This is a genomic window from Mesorhizobium sp. AR02, assembly GCF_024746835.1.
GTDB lineage: Bacteria > Pseudomonadota > Alphaproteobacteria > Rhizobiales > Rhizobiaceae > Mesorhizobium.
Genome location: NZ_CP080531.1, coordinates 4,653,145 through 4,676,052, shown reverse-complemented (window position 1 = coordinate 4,676,052; position 22,908 = coordinate 4,653,145). Strand labels below are relative to the sequence as shown.

The 22,908-nt window shown below is 63.9% G+C and carries 23 protein-coding genes; 8 read left to right on the top strand and 15 right to left on the bottom strand.

All coding sequences use genetic code 11. The features are described from left to right. Positions 1 to 15 precede the first annotated feature (15 nt). The 4 genes from gmhB to DBIPINDM_RS26775 all read right to left on the bottom strand — a co-directional run bounded on the left by gmhB (position 16) and on the right by DBIPINDM_RS26775 (position 3,499). Positions 16 to 663, bottom strand: a complete 648-nt coding sequence (gene gmhB / locus DBIPINDM_RS26790) for a D-glycero-beta-D-manno-heptose 1,7-bisphosphate 7-phosphatase (protein ID WP_258582012.1) — start codon at positions 661 to 663, stop codon at positions 16 to 18. Next, on the bottom strand, positions 656 to 1,228 hold the full coding sequence (locus tag DBIPINDM_RS26785; protein WP_258582011.1) for a D-sedoheptulose-7-phosphate isomerase: 573 nt from the start codon (positions 1,226 to 1,228) through the stop codon (positions 656 to 658). Before DBIPINDM_RS26785 ends, gmhB begins: the two co-directional genes overlap by 8 nt. A 7-nt stretch (positions 1,229 to 1,235) precedes the next feature. Then, on the bottom strand, positions 1,236 to 2,726 hold the full coding sequence (gene rfaE1 / locus DBIPINDM_RS26780) for a D-glycero-beta-D-manno-heptose-7-phosphate kinase (protein ID WP_258582010.1): 1,491 nt from the start codon (positions 2,724 to 2,726) through the stop codon (positions 1,236 to 1,238). A 140-nt stretch (positions 2,727 to 2,866) separates the two neighbouring features. Continuing rightward, the gene (locus DBIPINDM_RS26775) at positions 2,867 to 3,499 is read right to left on the bottom strand and encodes a LysE family translocator (protein WP_258582009.1); all 633 of its coding nucleotides are present in this window, start codon (positions 3,497 to 3,499) and stop codon (positions 2,867 to 2,869) included. 414 nt (positions 3,500 to 3,913) lie between these two features. Between DBIPINDM_RS26775 and rfaD the strand changes: the two genes are divergently transcribed. Genes rfaD through waaC form a run of 3 tightly spaced genes read left to right on the top strand, consistent with a single transcriptional unit; the run spans position 3,914 to position 6,830 of the window. Then, positions 3,914 to 4,864, top strand: a complete 951-nt coding sequence (rfaD, locus tag DBIPINDM_RS26770; RefSeq protein ID WP_258582008.1) for an ADP-glyceromanno-heptose 6-epimerase — start codon at positions 3,914 to 3,916, stop codon at positions 4,862 to 4,864. Then, complete coding sequence (gene waaF, locus DBIPINDM_RS26765; protein ID WP_258582007.1) at positions 4,837 to 5,844, top strand: lipopolysaccharide heptosyltransferase II; 1,008 nt, start codon at positions 4,837 to 4,839, stop codon at positions 5,842 to 5,844. The genes rfaD and waaF overlap by 28 nt, the downstream gene beginning before the upstream one ends. Continuing rightward, a complete protein-coding gene (gene waaC, locus DBIPINDM_RS26760) occupies positions 5,841 to 6,830 on the top strand; it encodes a lipopolysaccharide heptosyltransferase I (protein WP_258582006.1) in 990 nt (329 codons plus the stop codon). The genes waaF and waaC overlap by 4 nt, the downstream gene beginning before the upstream one ends. A 233-nt stretch (positions 6,831 to 7,063) precedes the next feature. Here the strand turns inward: waaC and greA are convergent, their stop codons facing one another. Both greA and DBIPINDM_RS26750 read right to left on the bottom strand, forming a co-directional pair. Then, entirely contained in the window at positions 7,064 to 7,537 is a 474-nt protein-coding gene (gene greA / locus DBIPINDM_RS26755; RefSeq protein WP_008877613.1) for a transcription elongation factor GreA, read from the bottom strand. A 253-nt stretch (positions 7,538 to 7,790) separates the two neighbouring features. Further along, the gene (locus DBIPINDM_RS26750; RefSeq protein ID WP_258582004.1) at positions 7,791 to 8,327 is read right to left on the bottom strand and encodes a tetratricopeptide repeat protein; all 537 of its coding nucleotides are present in this window, start codon (positions 8,325 to 8,327) and stop codon (positions 7,791 to 7,793) included. Positions 8,328 to 8,470: 143 nt separating this feature from the next. Here DBIPINDM_RS26750 and DBIPINDM_RS26745 point away from each other — a divergent pair, with 143 nt between their 5' ends. From DBIPINDM_RS26745 to DBIPINDM_RS26735, 3 genes are all read left to right on the top strand, one after another. Next, positions 8,471 to 8,896 (top strand): DUF3775 domain-containing protein, encoded by a 426-nt coding sequence (locus tag DBIPINDM_RS26745; RefSeq protein ID WP_258582003.1) that lies wholly within the window; start codon positions 8,471 to 8,473, stop codon positions 8,894 to 8,896. Between the two features lie 199 nt (positions 8,897 to 9,095). Further along, positions 9,096 to 10,139: an extensin family protein gene (locus DBIPINDM_RS26740; RefSeq protein WP_258589349.1), complete on the top strand. Its 1,044-nt coding sequence runs from the start codon at positions 9,096 to 9,098 to the stop codon at positions 10,137 to 10,139. A gap of 127 nt (positions 10,140 to 10,266) precedes the next feature. Then, positions 10,267 to 11,073 carry an extensin family protein gene (locus tag DBIPINDM_RS26735; protein ID WP_258582002.1) on the top strand — a complete coding sequence of 269 codons (807 nt, stop codon included), beginning with the start codon at positions 10,267 to 10,269 and terminating at the stop codon, positions 11,071 to 11,073. A 7-nt stretch (positions 11,074 to 11,080) separates the two neighbouring features. Here DBIPINDM_RS26735 and DBIPINDM_RS26730 read toward each other — a convergent pair whose 3' ends face one another. Further along, positions 11,081 to 11,800, bottom strand: a complete 720-nt coding sequence (locus DBIPINDM_RS26730) for a gamma-glutamylcyclotransferase (RefSeq protein WP_258582001.1) — start codon at positions 11,798 to 11,800, stop codon at positions 11,081 to 11,083. 110 nt (positions 11,801 to 11,910) lie between these two features. Here DBIPINDM_RS26730 and DBIPINDM_RS26725 point away from each other — a divergent pair, with 110 nt between their 5' ends. Next, positions 11,911 to 12,618, top strand: coding sequence for an LssY C-terminal domain-containing protein (locus DBIPINDM_RS26725; RefSeq protein ID WP_258582000.1), 708 nt, complete (start codon positions 11,911 to 11,913; stop codon positions 12,616 to 12,618). 12 nt (positions 12,619 to 12,630) lie between these two features. On the opposite strand, the gene DBIPINDM_RS26720 is transcribed toward DBIPINDM_RS26725, so the two are convergent. Next, the gene (locus DBIPINDM_RS26720; protein WP_258581999.1) at positions 12,631 to 13,569 is read right to left on the bottom strand and encodes a zinc-dependent alcohol dehydrogenase family protein; all 939 of its coding nucleotides are present in this window, start codon (positions 13,567 to 13,569) and stop codon (positions 12,631 to 12,633) included. Positions 13,570 to 13,673: 104 nt separating this feature from the next. Here DBIPINDM_RS26720 and DBIPINDM_RS26715 point away from each other — a divergent pair, with 104 nt between their 5' ends. Further along, positions 13,674 to 14,984 carry a hemolysin family protein gene (locus DBIPINDM_RS26715; RefSeq protein ID WP_258581998.1) on the top strand — a complete coding sequence of 437 codons (1,311 nt, stop codon included), beginning with the start codon at positions 13,674 to 13,676 and terminating at the stop codon, positions 14,982 to 14,984. Positions 14,985 to 15,055: 71 nt separating this feature from the next. Here DBIPINDM_RS26715 and DBIPINDM_RS26710 read toward each other — a convergent pair whose 3' ends face one another. From DBIPINDM_RS26710 to DBIPINDM_RS26680, 7 genes are all read right to left on the bottom strand, one after another. Next, complete coding sequence (locus DBIPINDM_RS26710) at positions 15,056 to 16,378, bottom strand: HlyD family type I secretion periplasmic adaptor subunit (protein ID WP_416361793.1); 1,323 nt, start codon at positions 16,376 to 16,378, stop codon at positions 15,056 to 15,058. A 3-nt stretch (positions 16,379 to 16,381) separates the two neighbouring features. After that, positions 16,382 to 18,127: a type I secretion system permease/ATPase gene (locus DBIPINDM_RS26705; RefSeq protein WP_258581996.1), complete on the bottom strand. Its 1,746-nt coding sequence runs from the start codon at positions 18,125 to 18,127 to the stop codon at positions 16,382 to 16,384. A gap of 35 nt (positions 18,128 to 18,162) precedes the next feature. Beyond that, positions 18,163 to 19,647, bottom strand: a complete 1,485-nt coding sequence (locus DBIPINDM_RS26700; RefSeq protein WP_258581995.1) for a family 16 glycosylhydrolase — start codon at positions 19,645 to 19,647, stop codon at positions 18,163 to 18,165. A gap of 251 nt (positions 19,648 to 19,898) precedes the next feature. Beyond that, entirely contained in the window at positions 19,899 to 20,063 is a 165-nt protein-coding gene (locus DBIPINDM_RS26695; RefSeq protein WP_258581994.1) for a hypothetical protein, read from the bottom strand. A gap of 39 nt (positions 20,064 to 20,102) precedes the next feature. Then, positions 20,103 to 20,696: a flavodoxin gene (locus DBIPINDM_RS26690; protein ID WP_318036903.1), complete on the bottom strand. Its 594-nt coding sequence runs from the start codon at positions 20,694 to 20,696 to the stop codon at positions 20,103 to 20,105. Between the two features lie 14 nt (positions 20,697 to 20,710). Beyond that, complete coding sequence (locus DBIPINDM_RS26685) at positions 20,711 to 21,700, bottom strand: aldo/keto reductase (protein ID WP_258581993.1); 990 nt, start codon at positions 21,698 to 21,700, stop codon at positions 20,711 to 20,713. A gap of 38 nt (positions 21,701 to 21,738) precedes the next feature. After that, positions 21,739 to 22,893, bottom strand: a complete 1,155-nt coding sequence (locus DBIPINDM_RS26680; RefSeq protein WP_258581992.1) for an aldo/keto reductase — start codon at positions 22,891 to 22,893, stop codon at positions 21,739 to 21,741. Between the last annotated feature and the right edge of the window lie 15 nt (positions 22,894 to 22,908).

Genomic DNA, 22,908 nt, shown 5'->3' with positions numbered 1-22,908 from the left:
GCCGTCAGGCCTGGATCAGGACCTGTTGTCCCGGCCGAGCGCTTCAATGGCTGTGATGAGCCCGGCAAGGTCATCGTCGTCTTGCAAGCGCCTGATGGCGAAGCCGCGTTGAATCGCCGCCTCGCCGTCGACCAGCCAGCCCTGTGCCAGACCGGCGCGCCGTCCCGCATGCATGTCGGCGAGCTTGTCGCCGACGATCAGGGAGTGCCGGAGATCGAGAGCAAGGCGTTTGCCCGCCTCGATCAGCATGCCCGGATTGGGCTTGCGCATCGGATGATCGGCAACAGCGAGCGGCCCGACACCGGCCTCGTGGTAGGCGCAGGCAAGCACCATGTCGACGAACACGCCCTGATCGTTCAACAGCTCCAACACGCGGCCGTTCACCGCCGCAAAGACGCTCCAGTCGAAATAACCGCGCGCAATGCCGGACTGGTTGGTGACCACGACGACGGGGATTCCGGCGTGGTTGGCGGCCGCGATCGCCGGCAGCATCTGTGGCCTGAGCTCGATCTCGGCCGGGTCGCTGGGATAGTCGGTATCGACGTTGATGGTGCCGTCGCGGTCGAGGAACAGCGCCGGCAGGCGCTCGGGGAAAACCCGGTCGCCGATCCGCTCGACCCACACACCCGGCTCGGTCAGCGGCGTCACCACCTTGTCAGCCATTGCTGAGGCGCGTTTCGACCACTTCGCAGAGATGATGATAGAGGCACAGATGCCCCTGCTGGATGATCGGCGTCGAGGTCGAGGGCACGTTGAGCAGGATATCGCACAAGGGCTTCAGCTTGCCGCCGGTGTCGCCGGTCAGGCCGATCACCGTCATGTCCATCATCCGCGCCTGTTCGGCGGCGGCGAGGATGCTCGGCGAATTGCCGCTGGTCGAAATCGCCAGAAGCACACCGCCGGCCGAGCCATGCGCCTCGACCTGGCGCGAGAACACCGTGTCGAAGCCGTAGTCGTTGCCCCATGCGGTCAGCACGGCGGCATTGGCCGGCAGCGCGATGACATTGTAGGCCTTGCGCTCCTTGAGGAAGCGGCCGACCAGTTCGCCGGCGATATGGATGGCGTCGCTGGCCGAGCCGCCATTACCGGCGATCAGGAGGGCCTTGCCCGACGAAAGCGCCGTCACCACGGCACCCACCGCCCGCTCCATCTCGCCGGTCAGGTCACGTTCGACCATCGCCGTGATCGCGGCCGCCGAGCGGACAAGATAGTCGTTCAGTTCAGACATGAAACCCTCAGTTTGTAGAGCCGGCGCGCAATTTGCCGATGGTGCCGGTGGTGCTCTTGCCGGCAACGAGATCGACCAGCACGACGCGCCCGCCGGCCTTCTGCACGACATCGGCGCCGACCACGGTGTCGATCGTATAATCCGCGCCCTTGACCAGTATGTCGGGCAGAAGCGCCTCTATCAGCGCCAGCGGCGTGTCCTCCTCGAAGACGACGACGGCGTCGACCGAGGCCAGGGCCGCGAGCACGCAGGCGCGGTCATGCTGGTCGTTGACCGGGCGGCCCGGCCCTTTCAGCCGCCGCACCGAGGCATCGCTGTTGAGGCCGAGCACCAGCCGGTCGCACTGGCTGCGCGCCGCGTGCAGCAGGCTGACATGGCCGGCATGCAGGATATCGAAGCAGCCATTGGTGAAGCCGACGCTGAGACCTTCTTCCTTCCAGGCCGCCACCATGCGCGCGGCCGATGCGGCATCGAGGATGGCGTCCTTGTGAGCGGTTGGTCCGTGCGAGCGAAACAGCGCGCCGGTAAGCTCTTCGACCGTCAGCCGCGCGGTGCCGCGCTTGCCCACCACGACGCCGCCGGCGGCATTGGCGATCGAGGCCGCAGCGACCGGATCGGCACCCGACGCCAGCGCCAGCGCGAATGTCGCGATCACCGTGTCGCCGGCGCCCGAAACGTCGAACACTTCGCGCGCCTGGGTGGCGATGTGGCGTGCCTCATCGGGGCCGACGACGCTCATGCCCTTTTCGCTGCGGGTGGCGACGACGAAGTCGAAGCCATGCGCCGCAACCAGTTCGCGAGCGGCCTCGACGATCTCGTCATCGGTAAACACCGCATGGCCGACGGCCTCGCCAAGCTCCTTGCGGTTGGGGGTGATGGCGGTCGCGCCGGCATAGCGGGCATAGTCACGGCCCTTGGGATCGACCAGCACCGGCTTGCCCGCCTCGCGGCAGATGGCGATCAGTTCGGCGGCGACGCCGTCGAGCAGGATGCCCTTGCCGTAATCGGACAGGATGACGATGTCGGCCCCCGAGAGTGCGGCACGGAAATGCCAGATCAGTCCCGCCCGCTCCGCCTCGCCGAGCGGCTTGATTTCTTCCTCGTCGAAACGCAGCACCTGCTGGTTGAGAGCGCTGAAGCGGCTCTTCGACGACGTCATGCGGCCGCGCTGCTGCGAAAGGCCCGCTGTCTCGGCGCCAAGCTCGCCAAGCATCCGCACCAGGCTGTCGCCGGCTGTGTCAGTACCGATCACCGACACCGGAATGGCACGCGCGCCGAGCGAGACGATGTTGGCCACGACATTGCCGGCGCCGCCCATGGCCGAGCTTTCGCCGCGCCCATGCAGCACCGGGATCGGCGCCTCCGGCGAAATCCGCTCGATAACGCCGTTGACGAAGCGGTCGAGGATGAGGTCGCCGACCACCAGCACGGCAACATCGCCAAAGCGCGCAATGGCGCGGTGCAGGGGTTCGGGAGAAGGCGGATTGTGCTTGATCATGTCACTGGCAACGCGAGGGTAAGGCAAATCTCAATCGTGCTGAAAATTGTCAATTTACGGGCCGGATCGTTCATGCCTGCCGATATACCGCAAATCCACGCAGCGCAACGTCAGGACATGACCCGCGACTGTCCGAAGCGTCAGCTCTTCTGCAAGGCAACGTGGACGCCAAGCCCGACCAGCACCGCGCCGCCGGCCCTCTGCATCAGCCGCTGCGCACGGCTCGAACGCCGCAACCGGCCGATCACCATTCCGGCGAGGAAGACGCAGACGATGTCGGCCGAGGAGAACATCAGGTTGACGATGGTTCCCAGCACGACGAATTGCAGCCACACCGGAAGCGCCGCCGAGGCGTCGATGAACTGCGGCAGGAAGGCCATGAAGAAGATCGCCGTCTTGGGATTGAGCACTTCGACGGTGATGCTCTCGAAAAAAGCGCGGCGGGCCGATTTGCGCTCGATGACGGGCAACGCTACGTCGCCATCGACACGCTTGCGAAACAGCGAGACGCCGAGCCAGATCAGGTACAGCGCACCAATCAGTTTGACCGCCATGTAGAGCGGCGGCACGGCATGGAACAGCACCGACAGGCCGGCGGCGGCGGCAAAGACATGCACATAACCGCCGAGATGGATGCCAAGTGCCGCCGTCAGTCCCGACCAGCGCCCGCGCGCCATCGTCTGCGCCGCGGCATAAAGCATGGCCGGACCGGGGATATAGGCGAAGATCGCCGTGGTGGCGAAAAACGCGATGAGCAGTTCGGTCGACGGCATTTTTTGTCCCTCAGTAATGGCGTTTCTGACAGGCTGTTGGCGATAGCACAGATATGGGTATCTTCGAATTCGTCCTAGCACCCTTTCGAGGTGTTTGCGCTGCCCCTCACCTGCCTGCCGGCATCCTCTCCCCGTATAGAGACAGGGAGAGGGACGCTCTGTCCGATGGTTGCGCCAATTGTATGCATTGAAGAAAGCGCGCCGGCGCCGCGGCCAGCCTCTTTCTCCCCGTCACTATACGGGGAGAAATGCCCGGCAGGGCAATGAGGGGCGGCGCCCACTTCGACCATTGCCGGTCAGCGTCACACGTAGAATTATGGTCATCCAAAACGATTGCCCTGCTGTACCTGCTTTGTCGACAGCCCGGCTAGCCTCCCTTATAAGGACCGGAATCGCAAGCGACCAGAGGCCTTCATGATCATTGTCACGGGCGGCGCCGGCATGATCGGCTCCAACATCGTCGCCGCGCTCAATGCCGAAGGCCATGACGACATCCTGGTCGTCGACGATCTCACCGACGGCCACAAGATCGCCAATCTCGCCGATCTCAGCATTGCCGACTATCTCGACAAGGACGATTTTTTGCCGCGCATCGAGGCCGGATCGCTCGGCCGCATCGAGGCGGTGTTCCACCAGGGCGCCTGCTCGACCACCACCGAGTGGAACGGCAAGTTCATGATGGAGGTGAACTACGCCTTCTCCAAGCGGCTGCTGCATGCCTGCCAGGCGCTGCGCGTACCCTTCCTCTACGCCTCTTCTGCCTCCGTCTATGGCGGCGGTTCGGAGTTTCGCGAGGAGCCGGCGCTCGAGCGGCCGCTCAACGTCTACGCCTATTCGAAGAAACTGTTCGACGGCTATGTCAGGCGCACCGTCTTCGATACCGACCATTCGCAGGTCGCGGGCCTGCGCTATTTCAACGTCTATGGCCCGCGCGAGGCGCATAAGGGCGCCATGGCCTCGGTCGCCTTCCATCTGTTCAACCAGGTCGAGCGTGGCGAAAACCCGAAATTGTTCGGCGCTTACGATGGCTTCGGCCCCGGCGAACAGAGCCGCGACTTCATTCATGTCGGCGACGTCGCCGACGTCAATCTGTGGCTGTGGAAGCGCGGCTCGAGCGGCATCTTCAACTGCGGCACCGGCCGCGCCCAGCCCTTCCGGGCTATCGCCGAAACGGTCATCGACACGCTGGGCAAGGGCGAGATCGAATTCATCCCCTTCCCCGATCACCTCAAGGGCAGCTACCAGAGCTTTACGCAAGCTGATATGTCCCGTTTGCGCGCGGCCGGTTATAACGGCCAGTTCCGGACAGTGGAAACCGGTGTCAGAGACTATGTCGAATGGCTGAAAGCCCAACGATCCTCGTGATCGGCCCACGCTGGGTGGGCGATATGGTGATGGCGCAGTGCCTGTTTTCGGCGCTGAAGGAGCTGCATCCCAACGCCGCCATCGATGTGCTGGCGCCAGCCTGGGCGGCGCCGCTGGTCAAGCGCATGCCCGAGATCCGCCAGCAGATCGACTTTCCGCTGAAACCCGGTGCGCTCGAATTCACCCATCGTCGCCGTTTCGGCCGCCTGCTGCGCGGCCGCTATGACATGGCCTATATCCTGCCGGGCAGCTGGAAATCGGCGCTGATCCCGTTCTTTGCTCGCATTCCGCGCCGTTTCGGCCATCTGCGCGAGATGCGCTATGGCCTGCTGACCGATATCGTGCCGCTGCCGGATGCCGTGAAACGGCGCACCGCGCAGGCCTATTTCAGCCTCGCCAAGGGCGGCAGTTTCCGCGCGCCTCACCTGACCGTGGATGCCGGCAACCAGGCCACCCTGCTCGACCGTTTCGGGCTGGCGCCGCGAAAGTTCGTGGCCCTGATGCCTGGCGCCGAATTCGGCCCGGCCAAGCGCTGGCCGAGCGAAAGCTATGCCGGTCTTGCCCGCGAGTTCATGGGCAAGGGCCTGAAGGTCGCCCTGTTCGGTTCCAAGAACGACCGAGACGTGACTGCGGAGATCGCAGCCCTTGCCCCCGGCGTCGTCGACCTCGCCGGCCAGACGCGGCTGGAGGACGCCATCGACCTGATCGCGGCGGCAAGGCTGGCGGTGTCCAACGACAGCGGGCTGATGCATGTGGCGGCGGGCGTCGGCACACCGATCGTCGCCGTCTATGGCTCGACCTCGCCTGAGAACACGCCGCCGCTGGCGGAGCGCCGCGAACTGGTTTGGCTCGGCCTGTCCTGCTCGCCCTGCCACCAGAAGGTCTGCCCGCTCGGCCATCTCAACTGCCTGAAGACATTGCAAGTCGGGCAGGTCGCGGCGGCGGCGGATCGGCTGCTGGAACTCCCGGCCGCGGCATGAAGGTCCTCATCGTCAAGACATCGTCGATGGGCGATGTCATCCACACCTTTCCGGCCGTCGAGGATGCCAGCCTGGTCAGGCCGGACGTGTCCTTCGACTGGTGCGTCGAGGAGGCGTTCGCCGGCATCGTCGCTTTGCATCCGGCGATCGGCAGGATTCACACCGTCGCCATCCGGCGCTGGCGCAAGGCGCTGTTCAGCGGCGGCACCTGGCGTGAGGCGGCCGCGCTGCGCCGCACCTTGCGCGAATGCCGCTACGACCTGGTCATCGATGCGCAGGGCCTGCTGAAGTCGGCCCTGGTGGCAAGGCAGGCCGGCGCACCAATTGCCGGCTTCGACCGGTCGAGCGCGCGCGAACCCTCGGCGACGCTGTTTTATGACGTCACCTACGGCGTGCCGCGCGACCTGCACGCCATCGAACGGACGCGCCGGCTGTTCGGGCTGGCGCTCGGCTACAAGCCCGATCTGTCGACGCTCAACTCCGGCATCGTGCCACCACCCGGCGGTCTCGCCGGCATCACTGGAAAAACCGCCTTCCTGCTGCACGGCACCAGCCGCGAGGACAAGAAATGGCCTGTCGAAGACTGGATCGTAACAGCCCGTCTGCTGGTCGAGCGCGGCATGACGCCGGTCACCACCTGGTCGAACGAGCGTGAGAAGACGGTTGCTGAAGGGATCGCCAAAGCCGTGCCATCCACTGTCGTGGTGCCAAAGTCGCCACTGGCCGACATTGCCGCCATCCTCGGCCGCTCGACGATAATCATCGGAGCCGACACCGGCCTGACCCACCTCGCCAGCGCCTTCGGCCTGCCGACGGTCGCGGTGTTTTTGGCCACCGAGCCGGGTTTGACCGGTCCACGCGGGCCCTATGCGGCGACGCTGCTGGCCGTGCCTGGGGCGCGTTTGGCGCCGGCAGAGGTGGTGGCGGAAGCGGACAGGCTGTTGGAGCGCCAGACACTTGGTCGGGCCAACGCTGCCAAGAGTTGATTTTCTCAATCAATTCAATTGGAAAGGTCAGCGCCGCCCCTCATTGCCCTGGCGGGCATTTCTCCCCGTAAACGGGGCGAAAGAAGCTGGCCCGCAACGCTGGCGATTGGCGAAACCATCGATGAGGCGTCCTTCTCCCCGTTCACGGGGAGAAGATGGCGGCAGCCAGATGAGGGGCAGCGCGGCGTTTGGAATTGAGCAAAAAGAGGCCGAGTGCCCCTCGCCTTTGACGCCTAGATAAACTGCACCTGGACGATCTCATAACCCCTTGCACCGCCGGGCGCATTGACCTCGATGGCGTCGCCGACTTCCTTGCCGATCAGCGCCCGTGCAATCGGCGAGGAGATCGAGATGCGGCCGGACTTCACGTCCGCCTCCTGGTCGCCGACGATCTGGTAGGTCTTCTTTTCCTCGGTGTCCTCGTCGACCAGCACGACGGTGGCGCCGAACTTGACCTTGTCGCCGCTGAGCTTGGTGACGTCGATCACCTCGGCGCGCGCGATCAGATCCTCGAGCTCGTTGACACGGCCCTCATTGAGGCTCTGCGCCTCCTTGGCGGCATGATATTCGGCATTTTCTGACAGATCGCCATGCGAGCGCGCCTCTGAGATCGCCTCGATGATGCGCGGCCGCTCTTCCTGCTGGCGCCAACGCAGTTCTTCCTTCAATGACGCGAACCCCTCGCCTGTCATCGGGACCTTGTTCATGATGCCTGACCTTTCCTGCCGCCACCCCCGCGTTTCGGGGGAAGCCTTGTCGTTGGGTACAAAAAGAAAACGGTCCGGCAGCCTCGGGCTAACGGAACCGTTTCACCGCAATTTGCCCCAATATAGCAATCTTCCCGGGTTTTTCACGCCCAAAAATCGGTTTTGCAAAAATCATCCCCGCTTTCACCGAGACAGGGGCAGCAAAAAGCGGCCGCGATCGCTCGCGGCCGCTTCGATAAGCCCTGCGGCCTGATCAGCTCCGCATGAAATGGTCGATCTGCTCGGACAGCATACCGTATTCGCGCGATCCCTTGCCGGTGCGCTTCTCGATTTCCATCAGTTGCTGCTGGGCGCCGGCCAGATCGCCGATCTGCAGATGCGCCTCACCGAGATATTCGCGTACCAGCGTGTAATTCGGGTCGATGCGCAGCGCTTCCTCGTAATAGCCGAGGCCCACGGTGACACGGCCGGAATGGCGGTGCGAATAGCCGAGATAGTTGAGGATGCGCGGATCCTGCTTGTTGGCGGCCAGGCTGAGCACGGCGATCGCCTCGTCATAGCGCCCGGCCATCGCCAGCGCATGACCGGCATCATAGATGCTGTCGTCGTCCAGCATGCCTTCCTTGGGCGGCACGCATTTCTGCTTCTTCTTGTCCCAGACTTCGCCTTTTTTGCACTGAGTGGTGGTCTGGTCGCTGCCACCGCCACTGCCCGCCGCGAACACCGGGACGGAGAAGAACTGCAGCGCGACAAGAGCAGTCGCCGCCTGGATCAGCATTCTTTTATGCATCGAAGCCTCCTTGAGGGGTGAGAATAGAACACTAACGCCAAGCGCTCCGCGTTTCATCCCGGAAAAAAGCAGGGGTGGAGAACATCAGGTGACGGATGCCGCAAATCCGCTATCATCCGGCAAACGACGGACGGAGACGGCCCGTGCAGCGGCGGCTTGAAAAGGACTGGGACCTTACGATCGGCCCCGACACCGTGCGCCTGTTCATCCTCAAGGCCAAGGCGCTGAGTGCCGCCGTCAACGAGGATTATGCCGACGGCGCCGAACACGAGATCGAGTTCGATGGCGATACGCACGACAATCACCATCATGACGGCCTTGCCGAGGAAAGTTCGGAGAACCTGACCGAAGAGGAATTGCGCGAACTGATCAACGACCTCAATGTCGATGAGGCGGCCGAACTGATCGCGCTCGCCTGGGTCGGGCGTGGCGACTACGACGCCTCGGAATGGTCCGATGCCGTGACGGCGGCGCGCGAACGCGCCAACAAGCGCACGGCGAAATATCTGCTTGGCATGCCGCTGCTTGCCGATTGGCTGGAGGAAGGCCTCGAAGCGATCGGCGCGTAACGCAGCGGTAACCGATTGTGATCGGGGGAAAGCGCCCGTCCAGGCAACTTCGGCGTGCTGGCGCCGTTTCCGAGCGATGGCAACGCTGAGCTTTTCCCGAGTTTGCACCTTGGCGCTGCCTCTGGCGGCCGCGGTTCTGCTGGCGACGCCGGCCGACGCCAGACACCGCCACAGGCATCACCAGCCGCTGTCCCCTCGGATGGAGCAGCCGTTGACGCAACGTCTGGACCAGCCGGTGAGGGTCAAACAGCGCGTGAGAGCGCGGGGTAAGCAGCCGCCAAAGCAGACGCCACAGGAAGCGCAAGAGCAGCAAACCTCGCCCGCCGATGTTCCGGTGCCCGAGCCGCGTCCCACGGACGCGCCAAAGGCCGACGCCGCACCGGCTGAAGAGCAAAAGACGGAAGGCTCAAAGGCCCCGGACGCCTCCGACCGGCTCAATGAAGAGAAGTCTCGTCAAGCAAAGCAGGCGCGCCCCGAGCCGTCAGCCCCCGAATCTTCAGCCCGAGAGCCGTCAATCGAAACCGAAAACGAGCCGGAGCCGCCGGCCGAGGTGCCGATCCCGACACAAAGGCCCGACACCGCCGAACCTGAGGCCCAGCCACCGGCTGTCGCGCCGCAGCCGCCTGAAAAACCGGCGGATGCCGGCGACGAGAAGATGCTTCCTGACCCGCGCTCGGCCGACCGGCCCGGCGAAAAGATGCCTGCAGAGGAAGTCGCCTGCCGCGCGCGGCTGAAGGCGCTCGGCGTCGAATTCGAGGAGCACAAGGCGGAAAGCAGTCCCGAAATCGGCTGCGCAATCCCCTACCCCATCATTCTGAAGTCCCTTGGCAAGTCGATCGCGATTGCCCCCGGCACCGAGCTCAACTGCCCGATGGCCGAGGCAGCGGCGCGGTTTGCCGCCGACGTCATCCAGCCGGCGGCGAAAGCCGAATTCGGCGTCGACCTCAAGTCGATCAACCAGGCCTCGGCCTTTGTCTGCCGGCCGCGCCACGGCACCCGGAAACTGTCGGAGCACGCCTTCGGCAACGCGCTCGACATCGCCAGCTTCACCTTGTCGGACGGCAGGAAGGTCGAGGTCGGTCCAACGCCGCCCGAGAAGGACGGCAAATTCCTCAACGCCGTCCGCAAGGCCGCCTGCGGGCCCTTCAAGACCGTGCTCGGGCCTGGCGCCGATGCGGACCACGCCTTGCACTTTCATCTTGATCTCGAACCGCGCAGGCATGGCGGCACGTTTTGCCAATAGGCTCACAGGCAGCCATAGGCTCACAGGGAGCGTGCCGCAATTCAGCCGCAGGCGTGAACGCGGGCGCTGAGTTTTCCTTTACCCTTGATCGTTAAAATGCCGGATATCCAGAATTAGGATTCCGCCAATGGCCGGCAAATTTCGCGCCGTGTTTTTCGCCACCGCGCGCCGATCGAAACCAGCAGCGCTGCTGGCCGCCGGCCTCACCCTCGCCGCGGTTTCGGCCTGCAACACCGGCAGCGTATTGTCGCTGCAGCCGGCCGTCGATGTCGGCGCGCAAACCTCGGCCGTGCCGCAATATACGGGCATGCAGAGGCTTGTCCCCTCCAATCCCTATATGACGCAGGCCGCCTATCCGCGCATGGATACCCCGATGTCGCCCGTCGAGCAGATACCGGCCAGCGAAATCGACTGCCGCCAGCAGCTGAAACGCCTCGATGTCGCCTACACCGACCTGGCGCCGATCCATGAAGGCCAGTGCGGCATCGACTATCCGGTCAAGGTCACGGCCATCGGCAGTGTCGAGATGAAGCCCGCCGCGACGCTGACCTGCGACATGGCCGCCACCTTCGCCGCCTGGACGAAGAACGAACTCGTTCCTTCAGCCCGCTGGCGCTACTTCTCCGGCGTCAAGACCATCCACCAAGGCTCGAGCTATTCCTGCCGCAACATCGCCGGCGAAGGCGTGCTTTCCGAGCACGGCAAGGGCAACGCGCTCGACGTCATGAGCATCGAACTCAACAATGGCGACGACATCGACGTGCGCAAGCCCGGCCTGTTTGCCTTCCGCACCCGTGGCTTCCTCAACAATGTGCGCGCCGATGGCTGCCAGTATTTTACCACCGTGCTCGGCCCCGGCTATAACTACGACCACCGCAACCATTTCCACTTCGACATCAAGAACCGCAAGAACGGTTATCGCGCCTGCCGCTAGCAAATGATCAGGCCGGCCCGGTGCCAGCGGTGGAAGCGACGATGTGTCGTGCCACCAGATCCTGGATGCGCCAGAGGTTCCTGTCGTGGATACCGCTTTCCTCCAGCTTGCTGACAGTCCGGAACAGATACTGCGCCGACGAGCCCCAATGTCCGGCAGCCCGCGCCAGCGTGTCCGCAACCTGCTCCGGCGGCAACCGCCCGGCATAGGCCCGGCCGTCTGGCGCGGCGACGAAGGCCAGGGCGCGCAGCGGACCGTCCCTGGTCAGGACCTTGATCCAGCGCGGCACATTGGTTGGCGGGTTGGCATCGATCTCGCGGCGCATCAACTGGCCGAGTTGCCCGAAATGGTCTTCCACTGGCAGCCGGTAAACAATGCCGTTGCAACTGCCGCCGCGGTCGAGAGCCAGCATCAGGGCCGGCAAATCGCGGGTCCCACGCCAGCGGGTCAGTTTCAGGCAGAATGAGCGGTGCCACCCTGGCGCCGTGGCCGGGCGCTGCTCGACAGGAACGAATTCGGGATTCCAGATCAGCGAGCCGTAAGCAAATATCCACAGCGCTTCAGGCCGGTATTGCGACAAGAGTTGCTCGACAAGGCCGTCGAACTCCGCGTCCGTATGCTCGGCTGTTCCAGACTCGGGACCGGGATCCGGTTCGATGCGCTCGACCCTCGCGACAAGGTCGGCGGTCAACGCCATCGGTCCGCGGCCTGCCGATTTCCCCTTCATTCCTGCCCCCGCGCAAAAACGATGGCCGACGATAAACCGGCTGCGCATCGCTGGCCATTGATTTCCAGGGACCGTCAGGCAACAGATACCGCACGAATCGAGCCTCCTTCATGAGCCAACGAAGCCTTCGGCGACGCGTGACAATCTGGCTGGCGGCCCTGCTGGGCGCCTGGCTGGCGCTTGCCTATCTCGCCGCGCCGGAATTCTGGACATTCCGGGAGCGCGGCTTTCGCGACCAGCGCTTCGAAATGGTGACGCACACGCCGCAAGGCATTCCGGGCGACCCGATCAATGTCGGCCTTGTCGGTACGGAAAAGGAAGTGGTCCATGCCTTTGCCGTCGCCGGTTGGGACACCGCCGATGCCGTCACCCTGAGAACCGCCATCGATATCGGCGAAAGCGTCCTGTTTTCCCGCCCCTATCCCGATGCGCCGATGAGCCGCCTGCTGTTCGAGGGCCGCGCCCAGGATCTCGCTTTCGAAAAACCGGTGGGCGACAGTGCCGACCGGCGCCACCACGTCCGTTTCTGGCAGACGGATACGGTCGGCGACGACGGCCGCCCGCTCTGGCTGGGTGCCGCCAGCTTCGATCGCGGCGTCGGCCTCAGCCACGATACCGGCGCGATCACGCATCACATCGGTCCCGACATCGATGCCGAACGCGACTTCGAGATCGGTGACCTGAACGCAGCCGGACTGCTGGCATCGACCAGCGACCTGGCCGGCATCGGCGCCACCAAAACCGGCCGCAATGGCGGCGGTGACCCCTATTTCACCGACGGCAAGGCGATCATCGGCGTGCTGAAGCAGTTGCAGTGACCCACGGCAAGGTCAGGTCGTGGTGATCACGATTTTGCCGAACGGCCCCTTCTCCAGATGCTGTAGGGCCTGCGGCACCTCGTCAAAGCCAAAGACCTTGTCTATGACCGGCTTGATGCCGAGCGTCTCGATCGCCTGGTTCATCCGCTCGAAGGACCGGCGATGGCCGATCGACAGGCCCTGCACGACGATACGGTTGCGCATGAACGGCAGGATCGGGAAACTGAGTTCCAGCGAACCCAGGAGGCCAATGATCGAGAGCCGGCCATCGGCACGAAGCGCATTGAGCGATCGCCGCGCATTGTCGCCGCCGACCATTTCCAGAATGTGGTTGACGCCCAGCCCATCGGTCAGCTCACGCGCGGCCTCGTCCCATGCCGGCTGGGTGCGATAGTTGATCACCTGCCAGGCGCCGAGTTCTTTTGCTCGCTCAAGCTTCTCGTCGCTGCTCGAGGTGACGATGGCGCGCAAACCAAAAGCCTTGGCGAACTGCAGCGCAAACAGCGACACGCCACCGGTGCCCTGGATGAGGATGGTCTGGCCCGCCACCGGCCTTGTCGCCTCGGCCATTGCAAACCAGGCCGTCAGCGCCGCGATCGGCAGTGTTGCCGCCTCGATATCGCTGAGCGATGGCGGCGCCAGCACGGCAGCATCCTCGCCAAAGACAACATGGTCTGAAAGCATACCCGGCAGCGAGGAACCGAGCGTATGCTTGTGCAGCACGGGCGGCGCATCGCCATCCGGCCAATCGGCGATCACCTGGCCAAGCACACGCTGCCCTACCTTGAAGCGGCTGACCGCGCCGCCGACAGCCACCACCTCGCCCACCGCATCCGATGTCGGCACGAAAGGGACTGTCTGGTGGAAAACATTGTCGTGCACGCCGTCTGGCCGGTGACGCGCGCGCTTACGCCAAAGGTACGGGTTGTCGTCGACGCTCTTGTCCAACATTTTTCGGCGCCAGCATGGGACATCGCCTGAAGACCTGGCTGTCATCTTCTAAAAATGCTGGCGGACTATTTTCGAGCGGCCCGCCGCAATGCTATTGAGCCCTCATGCTATACGTTGAAATTGCTATCGTGGTCGTCCTCATCTGCGTGAACGGCCTTTTGTCGATGTCCGAACTCGCTATCGTTTCATCGCGCCCGGCACGGCTCAAGGCGATGATCGACCGTGGCGTCAATGGCGCCGGCCGTGCGCTGGATCTTGGTTCGAATCCCGGCAAGTTCCTGTCCTCGGTGCAGATCGGCATCACCCTGGTCGGCGTGCTTTCCGGCGCCTTCTCCGGCGCGACGCTGGGTGACCGGCTGTCGGTGTACCTAGCCACGACCGGCATGCGCGAAAGCGTCGCCGACCCGCTCGGCGTCGGCATTGTCGTTGCCATCATCACCTATTTCTCGCTGATCGTCGGCGAACTGGTGCCCAAGCAGATCGCGCTGCGCGACCCCGAGCGCGTCGCTGCCCGCGCGGCTCCGGCGATGACCATCCTCGCCACCGTCTCGGCGCCCCTTGTGTTCCTGCTCGACATTTCCGGCCGCGCCATACTGTGGCTGCTTGGCCAGCGCGGCGAAAGCGAGGAGAAGGTCACCGACGAGGAGATCAAGATGCTGGTCGCCGAGGCCGAGCATCACGGCACCATCGAGTCCGACGAGCGGCGCATGATCGCCGGCGTCATGCGGCTCGGCGACCGCGCCGTGCGCGCGGTGATGACGCCGCGCACCGAGGTCGACTGGATCAATCTGCAGTCCGACGACACGACGATCCGCAAGCTCCTCATGGAAACCCAGCATTCGCGCCTGCCGGCCGGCGACGGCGGCGTCGACGTCATGGTCGGCGTCGTCCAGACGCGCGACGTGCTGGCCGCGATCCTTGCCGGCCGCACGCTCGACCCGCGCAGGCATGTGCGTGCCGCGCCCATTGTCTACGACCAGGCCGACGCGCTCGACGTGCTGCATAAACTCAAGGAATCCGACGTGCCGATGGCGCTGGTGCATGACGAATACGGCCATTTCGAAGGCATCGTCACGCCCGCCGATATTCTCGAAGCCATCACCGGCGTGTTCCGCGCCGACCTCGATGCAGGCGACGAGGAAAACGCCGTCAAGCGCGAGGACGGCTCATGGCTGCTCGCCGGCTATATGCAGGCCGACGAGATGGCCGAGATCCTGGGCATCGACCTGCCCGAAAACCGCGACTACGAGACGGTTGCCGGCTACGTCCTGTCACACATGCACCATCTGCCGGCGACCGGCGAATGCGTCGACGCGCAAGGGTGGCGCTTCGAGGTGGTCGACCTCGACGGCCGCCGCATCGACAAGCTGATCGCCACCCGTCTACCCGGCACCCACCGCGAGGCGGTGCGGTGATTGTTTGAATGTCGGCTTTAGGCCTTGGCGGTCATCGACGGTAGGCCGGTGGATTGCGTGGCCGGCGACCTCTACCGCTCCGTGAACGTGCGAGCGAAGGAATCGAGCATCGGCCGTGCCAGATACTCGAAGAAAGTCCGGTCGCCGGTGTTGATGAACGCCTCGACCGGCGTTCCGGGGTAAAGCTGCTCGGGCTTCACGCCGGGCGGCAGGTCGGCGGCAATCTTCAGTTTGACGCGGAAATAGGGCTCATGTGTAGCCTCGTCGATGAGCCGGTCCGCAGAAATTTGCGCCACGGTGGCTGAAACCTCGGGGGTGAGCCGCATGTTCAAGGCGGACAATCGCAGTTTCGCCGGTTGGCCGACACGGACCTGATCGACGTCTTTCGGCCGCAGCCTTGCATCGACAATCAGACCCGGTGCCGTAGGCAGGATCTCCATGATTTTTTCACCGCGCGCAATCACGCTGCCCTTGGCATTATAGGTCGAAGACACCACGATGCCCGCGGCTGGTGCCTTGATCGTCGTCCGCCGCAGCACCGCCTCGGCCGCCCTCATTTGTTCCTCGATGTCGGCCAGGTTAGCGCGAACCTCGTCCAACTTCGTCAGTGCCTCCTCCACGCGCTGCGTGGTGAGGTGCTCGGTCTGCTCCTGGGCCTCGATGATCTGGGTGTTGGCCGCTGCCAGATTGGCCTCCAGCGCCCCGGCCTGCCCGACGAGATCGGCCTCGCTGCGCAAAAGCTGCGAGTATTCGCTACGATTGGTGAGGCCCTTGTCCAGCAGGCTGATCTTGATGCCGAGCTCCTTCTTCACGATTTCAGCCTGTTGCTGAATGGCCTCTTTCTGGGCCTGCAATCCCACGACCGACTGCCGATGCATGGCGACGCGTTGGGCGAGGATCGATTGTTCCGATCGAAACCGGGCGAGTCTGGCATCGAATTCCTTTTGCTGCTCTCGAATCAGGGCTTCGAAATCGGGCTGGAATGGTGCTGGCGCCGCTTTGGTGATTGGCGCGAGCCTATCCAACCCGTCGCGTTCCGCCTCCAGCCGCGCCGCACTCGCCCTGAGCGCGATCGACTGTCTCGTCAGCCGGTTGAGCTCGGCCTGCGCGGCTGTCGGATCCAGCACGATCAGATCCTGGGCCTGTTGCACGCGATCGCCGTCATGGACCAGCAATTCCTCGATGATGCCGCCCTCGGGATGCTGGATCAGGATGTTTCCGCCGGTCGCCGAGATCGTGCCTTGCGTGATCACCGCTCCAGACAAGGGCGCGCTGACGGCCCAATAGCCAAAGCAACCCACCAATAGCGCTGTTGCCGCGTATCCGGCAAATGCCACGCGCCTTATGTCGGTACGCGGGTTGCTCTCCTCCCAGGCGAGGCTCTGCGCCGCCATCATCTACGATCCAAAACGCATGTTATGCGTACGGATCGTCGTGGCGAATGACCCTGTCATCACCGTATTCGGCTGCGCGGGAAGGCCCTTGCCAACGACCGAATGCCGTAGCACCTCGCTGCTTGGGCCGAAGGCTTCGATCGCGCCGCCGCGCAGAAGCATCACGCGGTCGCAGGACGCGGCAATCGAAGGGCGATGCGTGATCACGATCATCGTGACGCCGGCCGCCTTCGCGGCGGCGAGTACCGCCTCGAGCGCCACTTCGCCCGTGCCGTCGAGATGGGTGCTGGGTTCATCCAGGACGAGAATTCTGGGATTGCCGTAGAAGGCGCGCGCCAGACCGATCCTCTGGCGTTCGCCGCCCGACAGCGTTCTGTCCGACGGACCTATCAATGTCTGGTAGCCGTCCCGCTGCGCCAGGATCAGCTCATGCGCCTCAGCCCGCCTTGCTGCCTCGATGATCGAGGCGTCATCTACATCAGGGTCGAAGCGGGCGACGTTTTGCGCGATCGATCCTGGAAAGAGCTCCACCTCCTGCGCGAGGTAGCCGACATGCTTTCCGAGCTGGTTTTCGTCCCAGCTCCTGAGGTCGGCGCCGTCGATCCTGACGGCGCCGCCGGTCGGCCGGGCGGCGCCCACAAGCAACCGCGCCAGCGTCGATTTGCCGGCGCCGCTCGGGCCGACGATGGCCAACGCTTCGCCGGCGCCAATTTGGAAGTTCAGCCGCTTGAGGATGGGTTCGGTGCCGGGCTGGGCATTCGGCGCCATGAAGAAAACGTCCTGCACGGAAATCGCGCCTGCCGGATCGGGCAGGATCAGTTTCCGCGCTTCGACCGGACGCGCCGCAAGCGCCGTCTCCAGCCGTTTCCACGCTCGCTGGGCGTCGGCGATTTGCCGCCAGGCGCCGATCAACTGGTCGAGCGGCTGCAGCGCGCGCGACGACACCAGCGAGGAGGCGAAGATCATGCCTGCCGTCATCTGCCCGTTGAGCACCAGCCATGCGCCGGCGCCGAGGATCGCCAGTTGCAGCATCATGCGCAGCGCCCGCGAGGCACCGCTGAAGATCGCATTGGCACTCGAGGAACGGTCATGGAAGGTCAGCGCTGCCGCCACGTGCCGTCGCCAGACCCGCGCGGCGTTCTCCACCATGCCCATGGCGCGCAGCGTCTCCGCATTGCGGGCAAAAGCCTGTTCCGCCTGGCTGGCCAAGGCCGAACGCTCCGCGGACAAGGCGTCGTTCCTGCCGATGGCAAGCTGGTTGGCCACGATCAGGAACAGCAGAAGCGTCGCGCCGGCGACCGTCACCCAGAACAGCACCGGATGGATGAGATAGAGCAGGGCGAGGAAGACAGGGGCTAAGGGCAGGTCGAACAACACCGCCACGCCGCGCGACCTGATGAAGGCGCAGACAGAGGCGAGGTCGCGCAGCGGCGACAGGCCGCCGGCATATTTTGCGCCAAGCGAAACGGCGAATGTGCTGGCACCAAGCTTCCGGTCGAGGGTCGCCGCAACGCGCTGCGTGTAGACGGCGCGGATCGCGTCCAGCAGCCCGAGGAAAGCGAGCGCGAGAACCGCGATGACCGAAAGATAGACAAGCGTCTCGACGCTGGAGGACGGCAGCACGCGGTCATAGACCTGCAGCAGGTAGAGTGGAATCACCAACAGCAGGAGGTTGATCAACAGCGAGAAGACGCCGACATCGGCGATGGCGCGCATGAAGACCGGACGCAGGCTAGACGGTCCAGTCATTTCGGCATTCCCCGACGCTGCATGATCCCGAAACCTTACGCGTGGCCCCCAAACTCGGAACCGCCGTGCAGCGTGCTGCTGCTGTGCGTGGCGATACTGTGCGTGGTGGTGCTGCTGGTGATGTTCAGGGCGTTCGCGGGCGCGCTGTCCAGCGTATAGGCGCGGATGTAGTCGATCTTCATCTCGGCTGGCGTGGCCAAATGATCCGGAGGGGTGCCGGCCAAGCCGCCGACCGCGAGATCGACCAGCATGTACATGGGCTTGTTCATGTCGGACGGCGTCGCCGCTTCTGCGACCTGCACACCGTCATAGGTCCAGACAAGCTTGTCCGGCGTCCAGAGCAGGCCATAGGTGTGGAAACCGGCGGGGTCCGAGACACTCACTGTCGACGTGACCTTGGTGTGCGTTCCGGTCTCATTCGAGTGCGCTGTCATGATCAACGAGTTCGGGGCTTGGCCGACCGTTTCCACGACGTCGAGTTCCGGCGGCCACGAACCGTCTTCAGGAAGCAGCCAGAAGGCCGGCCAGGCACCAGCGTTCTCGGGCAGGTCGGCCCGGATTTCGAAATAGCCATAGGTTTGCGAGAAGGAATCGTGGGTCGTCAGGATGCCGGAGGTGTATTCGTAATTGTTGATCAGCGGCTTGATCTCCGCCGGCGCCTGCGCCGCGGTGATGGTCAGCACGCCGTTGTTCAGGCTGAACGGGTGGACGGAGCTCGTCGGTGCGAAATTGGCGTCGATGTACCACTGCAGTTCGCCATTGCTGCTCAAGGTGCTGCCGTTCGGCGCTCCCCACGAGAAGTTGGTGTCCCACGTGCCGCCCTGGCCATTGTGAAGATTCAGCGTGTTGAAATCGTCGCTGAAGGACAGGCTCATTCCGGACTTGTCGATCGGCAACTCGAACTGGCTGGGTTGCAGCTTGTCGATGGTCGTGTCCTTGAACTCGAGGATCTCGCCGGACCCGAGGTTCAACAGCACGTTCGATCCCGCCTGGATCATGCTGGAGTGGATGGCGTCGAACGACGTGAACCCATAGCCATTCAGGCGAACGGTGTCGGTGGCGGCAAAATTCGCTATCAGGTCGCTTCCATTGCCTTTCGAGACGATGAAAGTGTCGTAACCGCCGCCGCCATCGATCAGCACATCGTTTCCCGCGCCGCCGTCCAGCGTCTGGTGCCCGGCCTTGGCGGTGATGATGTTGTCCAACCCATTTCCGAAAGCATAGTTGTTGGCGTTTGTGACGACGAGGTTCTCGACATTGTCGGGGAGCTTATAGCTCATCCATGTGCTGATCGTGTCTATGCCTGCCCCGGCGGCCTCGGCCACTTTGTTGCTCGCCGCATAGAGGTAATAGATGTCATCGCCTGCGCCACCGTGCATGGTGACACCGGATGCTCCGTAGAACGAGTCGTTTCCGGAGCTGCCGTACAAGTCCGGCCCGGACCCTGCTGCCGAGAACCAATGGTTGGAAGCGCCGCTGTAGGGAAGAGGAACGCCTAAGGCGTTGACGAAGAAGCTCATCGGATAAATCCTTCTCCTGATGCCTCGCCTGCCTGGATCGTTCGATACGAGTTCCAGGCGGTCGCATCCGGACCAAAATTGCCATGCACGATACCGTTCCAGGAACTTGGCACATAGTTCCCCATTGCATCGACCATTCAGTGACGTTTTCCGGACTGGAAGCACAACAACCCGACGAATGGTCTACAGACCGTAATTCGACGGACGAAATATTTAATAAAATTTTACAGAAGGCACCGATCTACTTACCGCTATGTTTGGTTCAGGTCACGCAGAAGCTCTCCCTGTTTTTTGATGGGGTCGTGCAATTGCCGCTCTGGCAACAATGCGTCGACGCGCCGGGATAGCGCTTCGACGTGGTCGACCTCGATGGCCGCATCGACAAGCTGATGGCCACCCGCCTGCTCGGTACCCATCGCGAGGCGGTGCGTACACTCCAATATCGCGACTGCCGACTAATCAACATCCAACGTGTTCAGCCACTGGGCGACGCGCTCGATGGTCTGGCGTTCCTGCGGCCCTTGCATGGTGAAGCCCTTGACCAGGCGGGATTGTGGGGCGTGGCTGGCCACAACGTCCAGGCTGTCACCCGGGCCAAAGCCGCCATGCGTGATGAACGGGACGATGGTTTTTCCCGCCAGGTCGTGCAACGCGAGGAAAGAGCGTATGACAGGCGGGGCGGTCTCGCCCCAAATCGGGAACCCCAGAAACACGGTGGCATAAGCCGCCATGCTCGGAAGCTGCGACCGGAGCGGCGGTCGGTAGCCACGATCGCGCTCCCGCCGCGCTTGCTCGACGGTCTCGAAATAGTCGGCCGGGTAAGGCGTGGCCGGCGCGATCTCGAACAGTTCGGCCGGCAAGGCACGGCTGAGCTGCCCGGCGATGACACTTGTATTCCCGCTCCGCGTGAAGAACGCCACCAGCGACTTGCCGTCGGCCGACGATGCGGCTTCGGCCTCTTCGGTCGATGCCGCGACCCCGGCCGTGAGTGGCAGTAGCAGCGATGACATGAGGATGTCCCGTCGGGTCGGCTTGTCAGTATCGGTCACGGTTCAGATCCCACTCACAGGCCGGTCATCTTCAGTCCCGCTTCGGGCAAACGTTCGCCCCGAACCTCGATCTTCGCCAGAGCGTCGGCGAGTTCCCGCAGGTCCTGCACCGTGAGCGTGACGTCGACCGCGCCGAGGTTCTCCTCCAGACGGTGCAGTTTGGTGGTGCCGGGGATCGGAACGATCCAGGGCTTCTGCGCGAGCAGCCAGGCGAGCGCGACCTGGGCGGGCGTGGCTCCTATGCGCCCGGCGACGGATTTCACGACCTCGACCAGCGCCATGTTGGCCTTGCGCGCCTCCGGCGAGAAGCGAGGCACAAGGTTGCGGAAATCCGTAGCGTCGAACTTGGTGTTCTCGTCGATCTTGCCGGTCAGGAATCCCGCACCCAGCGGGCTGAACGGGACAAAGCCGATGCCGAGTTCCTCGCATAACGGCAGGATCTCAGCTTCCGCGCCGCGATAGAACAGGGAATATTCACTCTGGATGGCCGCGAGCGGCTGCACCGCATATGCGCGGCGAATGGTCTGGGTACCCGCTTCCGACAGCCCCCAATGCTTGACCTTGCCTTGGGCGATGAGGTCCTTGAGGGCACCCGCCACATCCTCGATCGGCACATCGGGGTCGACACGATGCTGGTAGAAGATGTCGATGCGGTCGGTTTTCAGCCGCTTGAGGCTGGCCTCCGCCACCTGCCTGATGTGCTCAGGCCGGCTGTTGGTGCCGCCGCTGCGGGCACCTGTCACGAGATCGATGTCGAAGCCGAACTTGGTGGCTATGGCCACCTGGTCGCGAATGGGGACTAGAGCCTCGCCCACGAGTTCCTCATTGGCAAAGGGTCCATAGGCTTCGGCCGTATCGAACAGGGTGACACCGCGATCATGGGCGGCGCGGATCAATTTGATCATCTCGGCCTTGTCGGCAGGTGGCCCATACGCGGAGCTCATGCTCATGCAGCCGAGGCCGAGGGCGGAAACCTCGAGGTCCCCGATTTTTCTGGTTTTCATGGTGATCTTCCTTGTGATTGTTCGGGAGCAAGCGCGGCTCAGGCCTTCTCCGGCGCTTCCACGCCGGAGAACACCAGGACGCTATCGGGAAGGCGTGCACCCTGGATTTGAATTGCCGCGACCGCGGCATCGAGTTCCGCCAGTTCGTCCGATGTGAACTGGACCGAGCCGGCGCCGATATTGTCGAGAAGGTGCGGCATCTGCGTCGTGCCGGGAATGGGCACGATCCACGGTTTCTGAGCCATCAGCCAGGCGAGCGCGATCCGCGCGGGCGTGGCCTGCTTCCGCTCGGCCCAGCTCTTAAGCAGGTCCACCAGCGCCAGATTGTGCGGCAGGTTGTCCGCCGCGAAGCGGGTCTCCACCCTGCGGATGTCACCTTCGGCGAACCGCGTGTTGGCGTCGATGGCGCCGCTCAGGAATCCCACCCCAAGCGGGCTCCACGGCACGAAACCAATGCCGAGTTCCTGGCAAATTGGAAGGACTTCGGGTTCCGGTCCGCGCCATAGCATCGAATATTCGCTCTGGACGGCCGTGACCGGCAGCGCGGCATGCGCCCGGCGCAGTGTCTTCAGTCCCATTTCGGACAGGCCCCAGTGCAAGACCTTGCCCTGCGCCATCAGGTCCTTGACCGCGCCGGCGACATCCTCGATCGGAACCTGCGGATCGACCCGATGCTGATAAAGCAGATCTATGCGGTCGGTGCGAAGTCGCTTCAGCATGCCCTCGACCGCTGGTTTGATGTGATCCGGCCGGCTGTTGAGGCCCGGGAGCCGCTTGCCCGTTTCCAGGTCGATGTTCCAGCCGAACTTCGATGTGATCACCACGCGGTCGCGGAACGGCGCGACGCCTTCACCGAGGATGCGCTCCACCTCGTGGGGACCGTAAGCCTCGGCGGCGTCGAAGAAGGTGACGCCCCGGTCGAAAGCCGTGCGGATGATGTTTATCATCTCTGGCCGCGGCGGAATGATTGTCTGATAGGTCCGGCTCATGTTCTGGACACCGAGGCCGATGGCGGAGACCTCCAGCGAGCCGAGCTTGCGCCGTCCGCTCAGCGATTGTGTGCCGTTGATGCCTGTCACCTGAGCGGTCGCTTGAGCCTGCGAACCGGTGGCGGCGAGAAGCGGCGCCGCCGCCAGGCTTCCCGCCGCGCTCAGAAAGCCACGGCGCGCCATTCTCATATGTTCGCTTGCCATCTTTCCTCGTCCTTC

Bases quoted from the DNA above. Each gene is read 5' to 3' on its own strand.
- DBIPINDM_RS26740 (WP_258589349.1), top strand. From the start codon at position 9,096: ATGGAGCAGCCGTTGACGCAACGTCTGGACCAGCCGGTGAGGGTCAAA.
- DBIPINDM_RS26695 (WP_258581994.1), bottom strand. From the start codon at position 20,063: ATGGGTACCGAGCAGGCGGGTGGCCATCAGCTTGTCGATGCGGCCATC.
- waaF (WP_258582007.1), top strand. From the start codon at position 4,837: ATGGCTGAAAGCCCAACGATCCTCGTGATCGGCCCACGCTGGGTGGGC.
- DBIPINDM_RS26775 (WP_258582009.1), bottom strand. From the start codon at position 3,499: ATGCCGTCGACCGAACTGCTCATCGCGTTTTTCGCCACCACGGCGATC.
- greA (WP_008877613.1), bottom strand. From the start codon at position 7,537: ATGAACAAGGTCCCGATGACAGGCGAGGGGTTCGCGTCATTGAAGGAA.
- DBIPINDM_RS26680 (WP_258581992.1), bottom strand. From the start codon at position 22,893: ATGGCAAGCGAACATATGAGAATGGCGCGCCGTGGCTTTCTGAGCGCG.
- DBIPINDM_RS26730 (WP_258582001.1), bottom strand. From the start codon at position 11,800: ATGAAGGGGAAATCGGCAGGCCGCGGACCGATGGCGTTGACCGCCGAC.
- DBIPINDM_RS26705 (WP_258581996.1), bottom strand. From the start codon at position 18,127: ATGACTGGACCGTCTAGCCTGCGTCCGGTCTTCATGCGCGCCATCGCC.
- rfaD (WP_258582008.1), top strand. From the start codon at position 3,914: ATGATCATTGTCACGGGCGGCGCCGGCATGATCGGCTCCAACATCGTC.
- gmhB (WP_258582012.1), bottom strand. From the start codon at position 663: ATGGCTGACAAGGTGGTGACGCCGCTGACCGAGCCGGGTGTGTGGGTC.
- DBIPINDM_RS26710 (WP_416361793.1), bottom strand. From the start codon at position 16,378: ATGGCGGCGCAGAGCCTCGCCTGGGAGGAGAGCAACCCGCGTACCGAC.
- DBIPINDM_RS26785 (WP_258582011.1), bottom strand. From the start codon at position 1,228: ATGTCTGAACTGAACGACTATCTTGTCCGCTCGGCGGCCGCGATCACG.
- rfaE1 (WP_258582010.1), bottom strand. From the start codon at position 2,726: ATGATCAAGCACAATCCGCCTTCTCCCGAACCCCTGCACCGCGCCATT.
- waaC (WP_258582006.1), top strand. From the start codon at position 5,841: ATGAAGGTCCTCATCGTCAAGACATCGTCGATGGGCGATGTCATCCAC.
- DBIPINDM_RS26720 (WP_258581999.1), bottom strand. From the start codon at position 13,569: ATGTTGGACAAGAGCGTCGACGACAACCCGTACCTTTGGCGTAAGCGC.
- DBIPINDM_RS26735 (WP_258582002.1), top strand. From the start codon at position 10,267: ATGGCCGGCAAATTTCGCGCCGTGTTTTTCGCCACCGCGCGCCGATCG.
- DBIPINDM_RS26685 (WP_258581993.1), bottom strand. From the start codon at position 21,700: ATGAAAACCAGAAAAATCGGGGACCTCGAGGTTTCCGCCCTCGGCCTC.
- DBIPINDM_RS26750 (WP_258582004.1), bottom strand. From the start codon at position 8,327: ATGCATAAAAGAATGCTGATCCAGGCGGCGACTGCTCTTGTCGCGCTG.
- DBIPINDM_RS26700 (WP_258581995.1), bottom strand. From the start codon at position 19,647: ATGAGCTTCTTCGTCAACGCCTTAGGCGTTCCTCTTCCCTACAGCGGC.
- DBIPINDM_RS26725 (WP_258582000.1), top strand. From the start codon at position 11,911: ATGAGCCAACGAAGCCTTCGGCGACGCGTGACAATCTGGCTGGCGGCC.
- DBIPINDM_RS26715 (WP_258581998.1), top strand. From the start codon at position 13,674: ATGCTATACGTTGAAATTGCTATCGTGGTCGTCCTCATCTGCGTGAAC.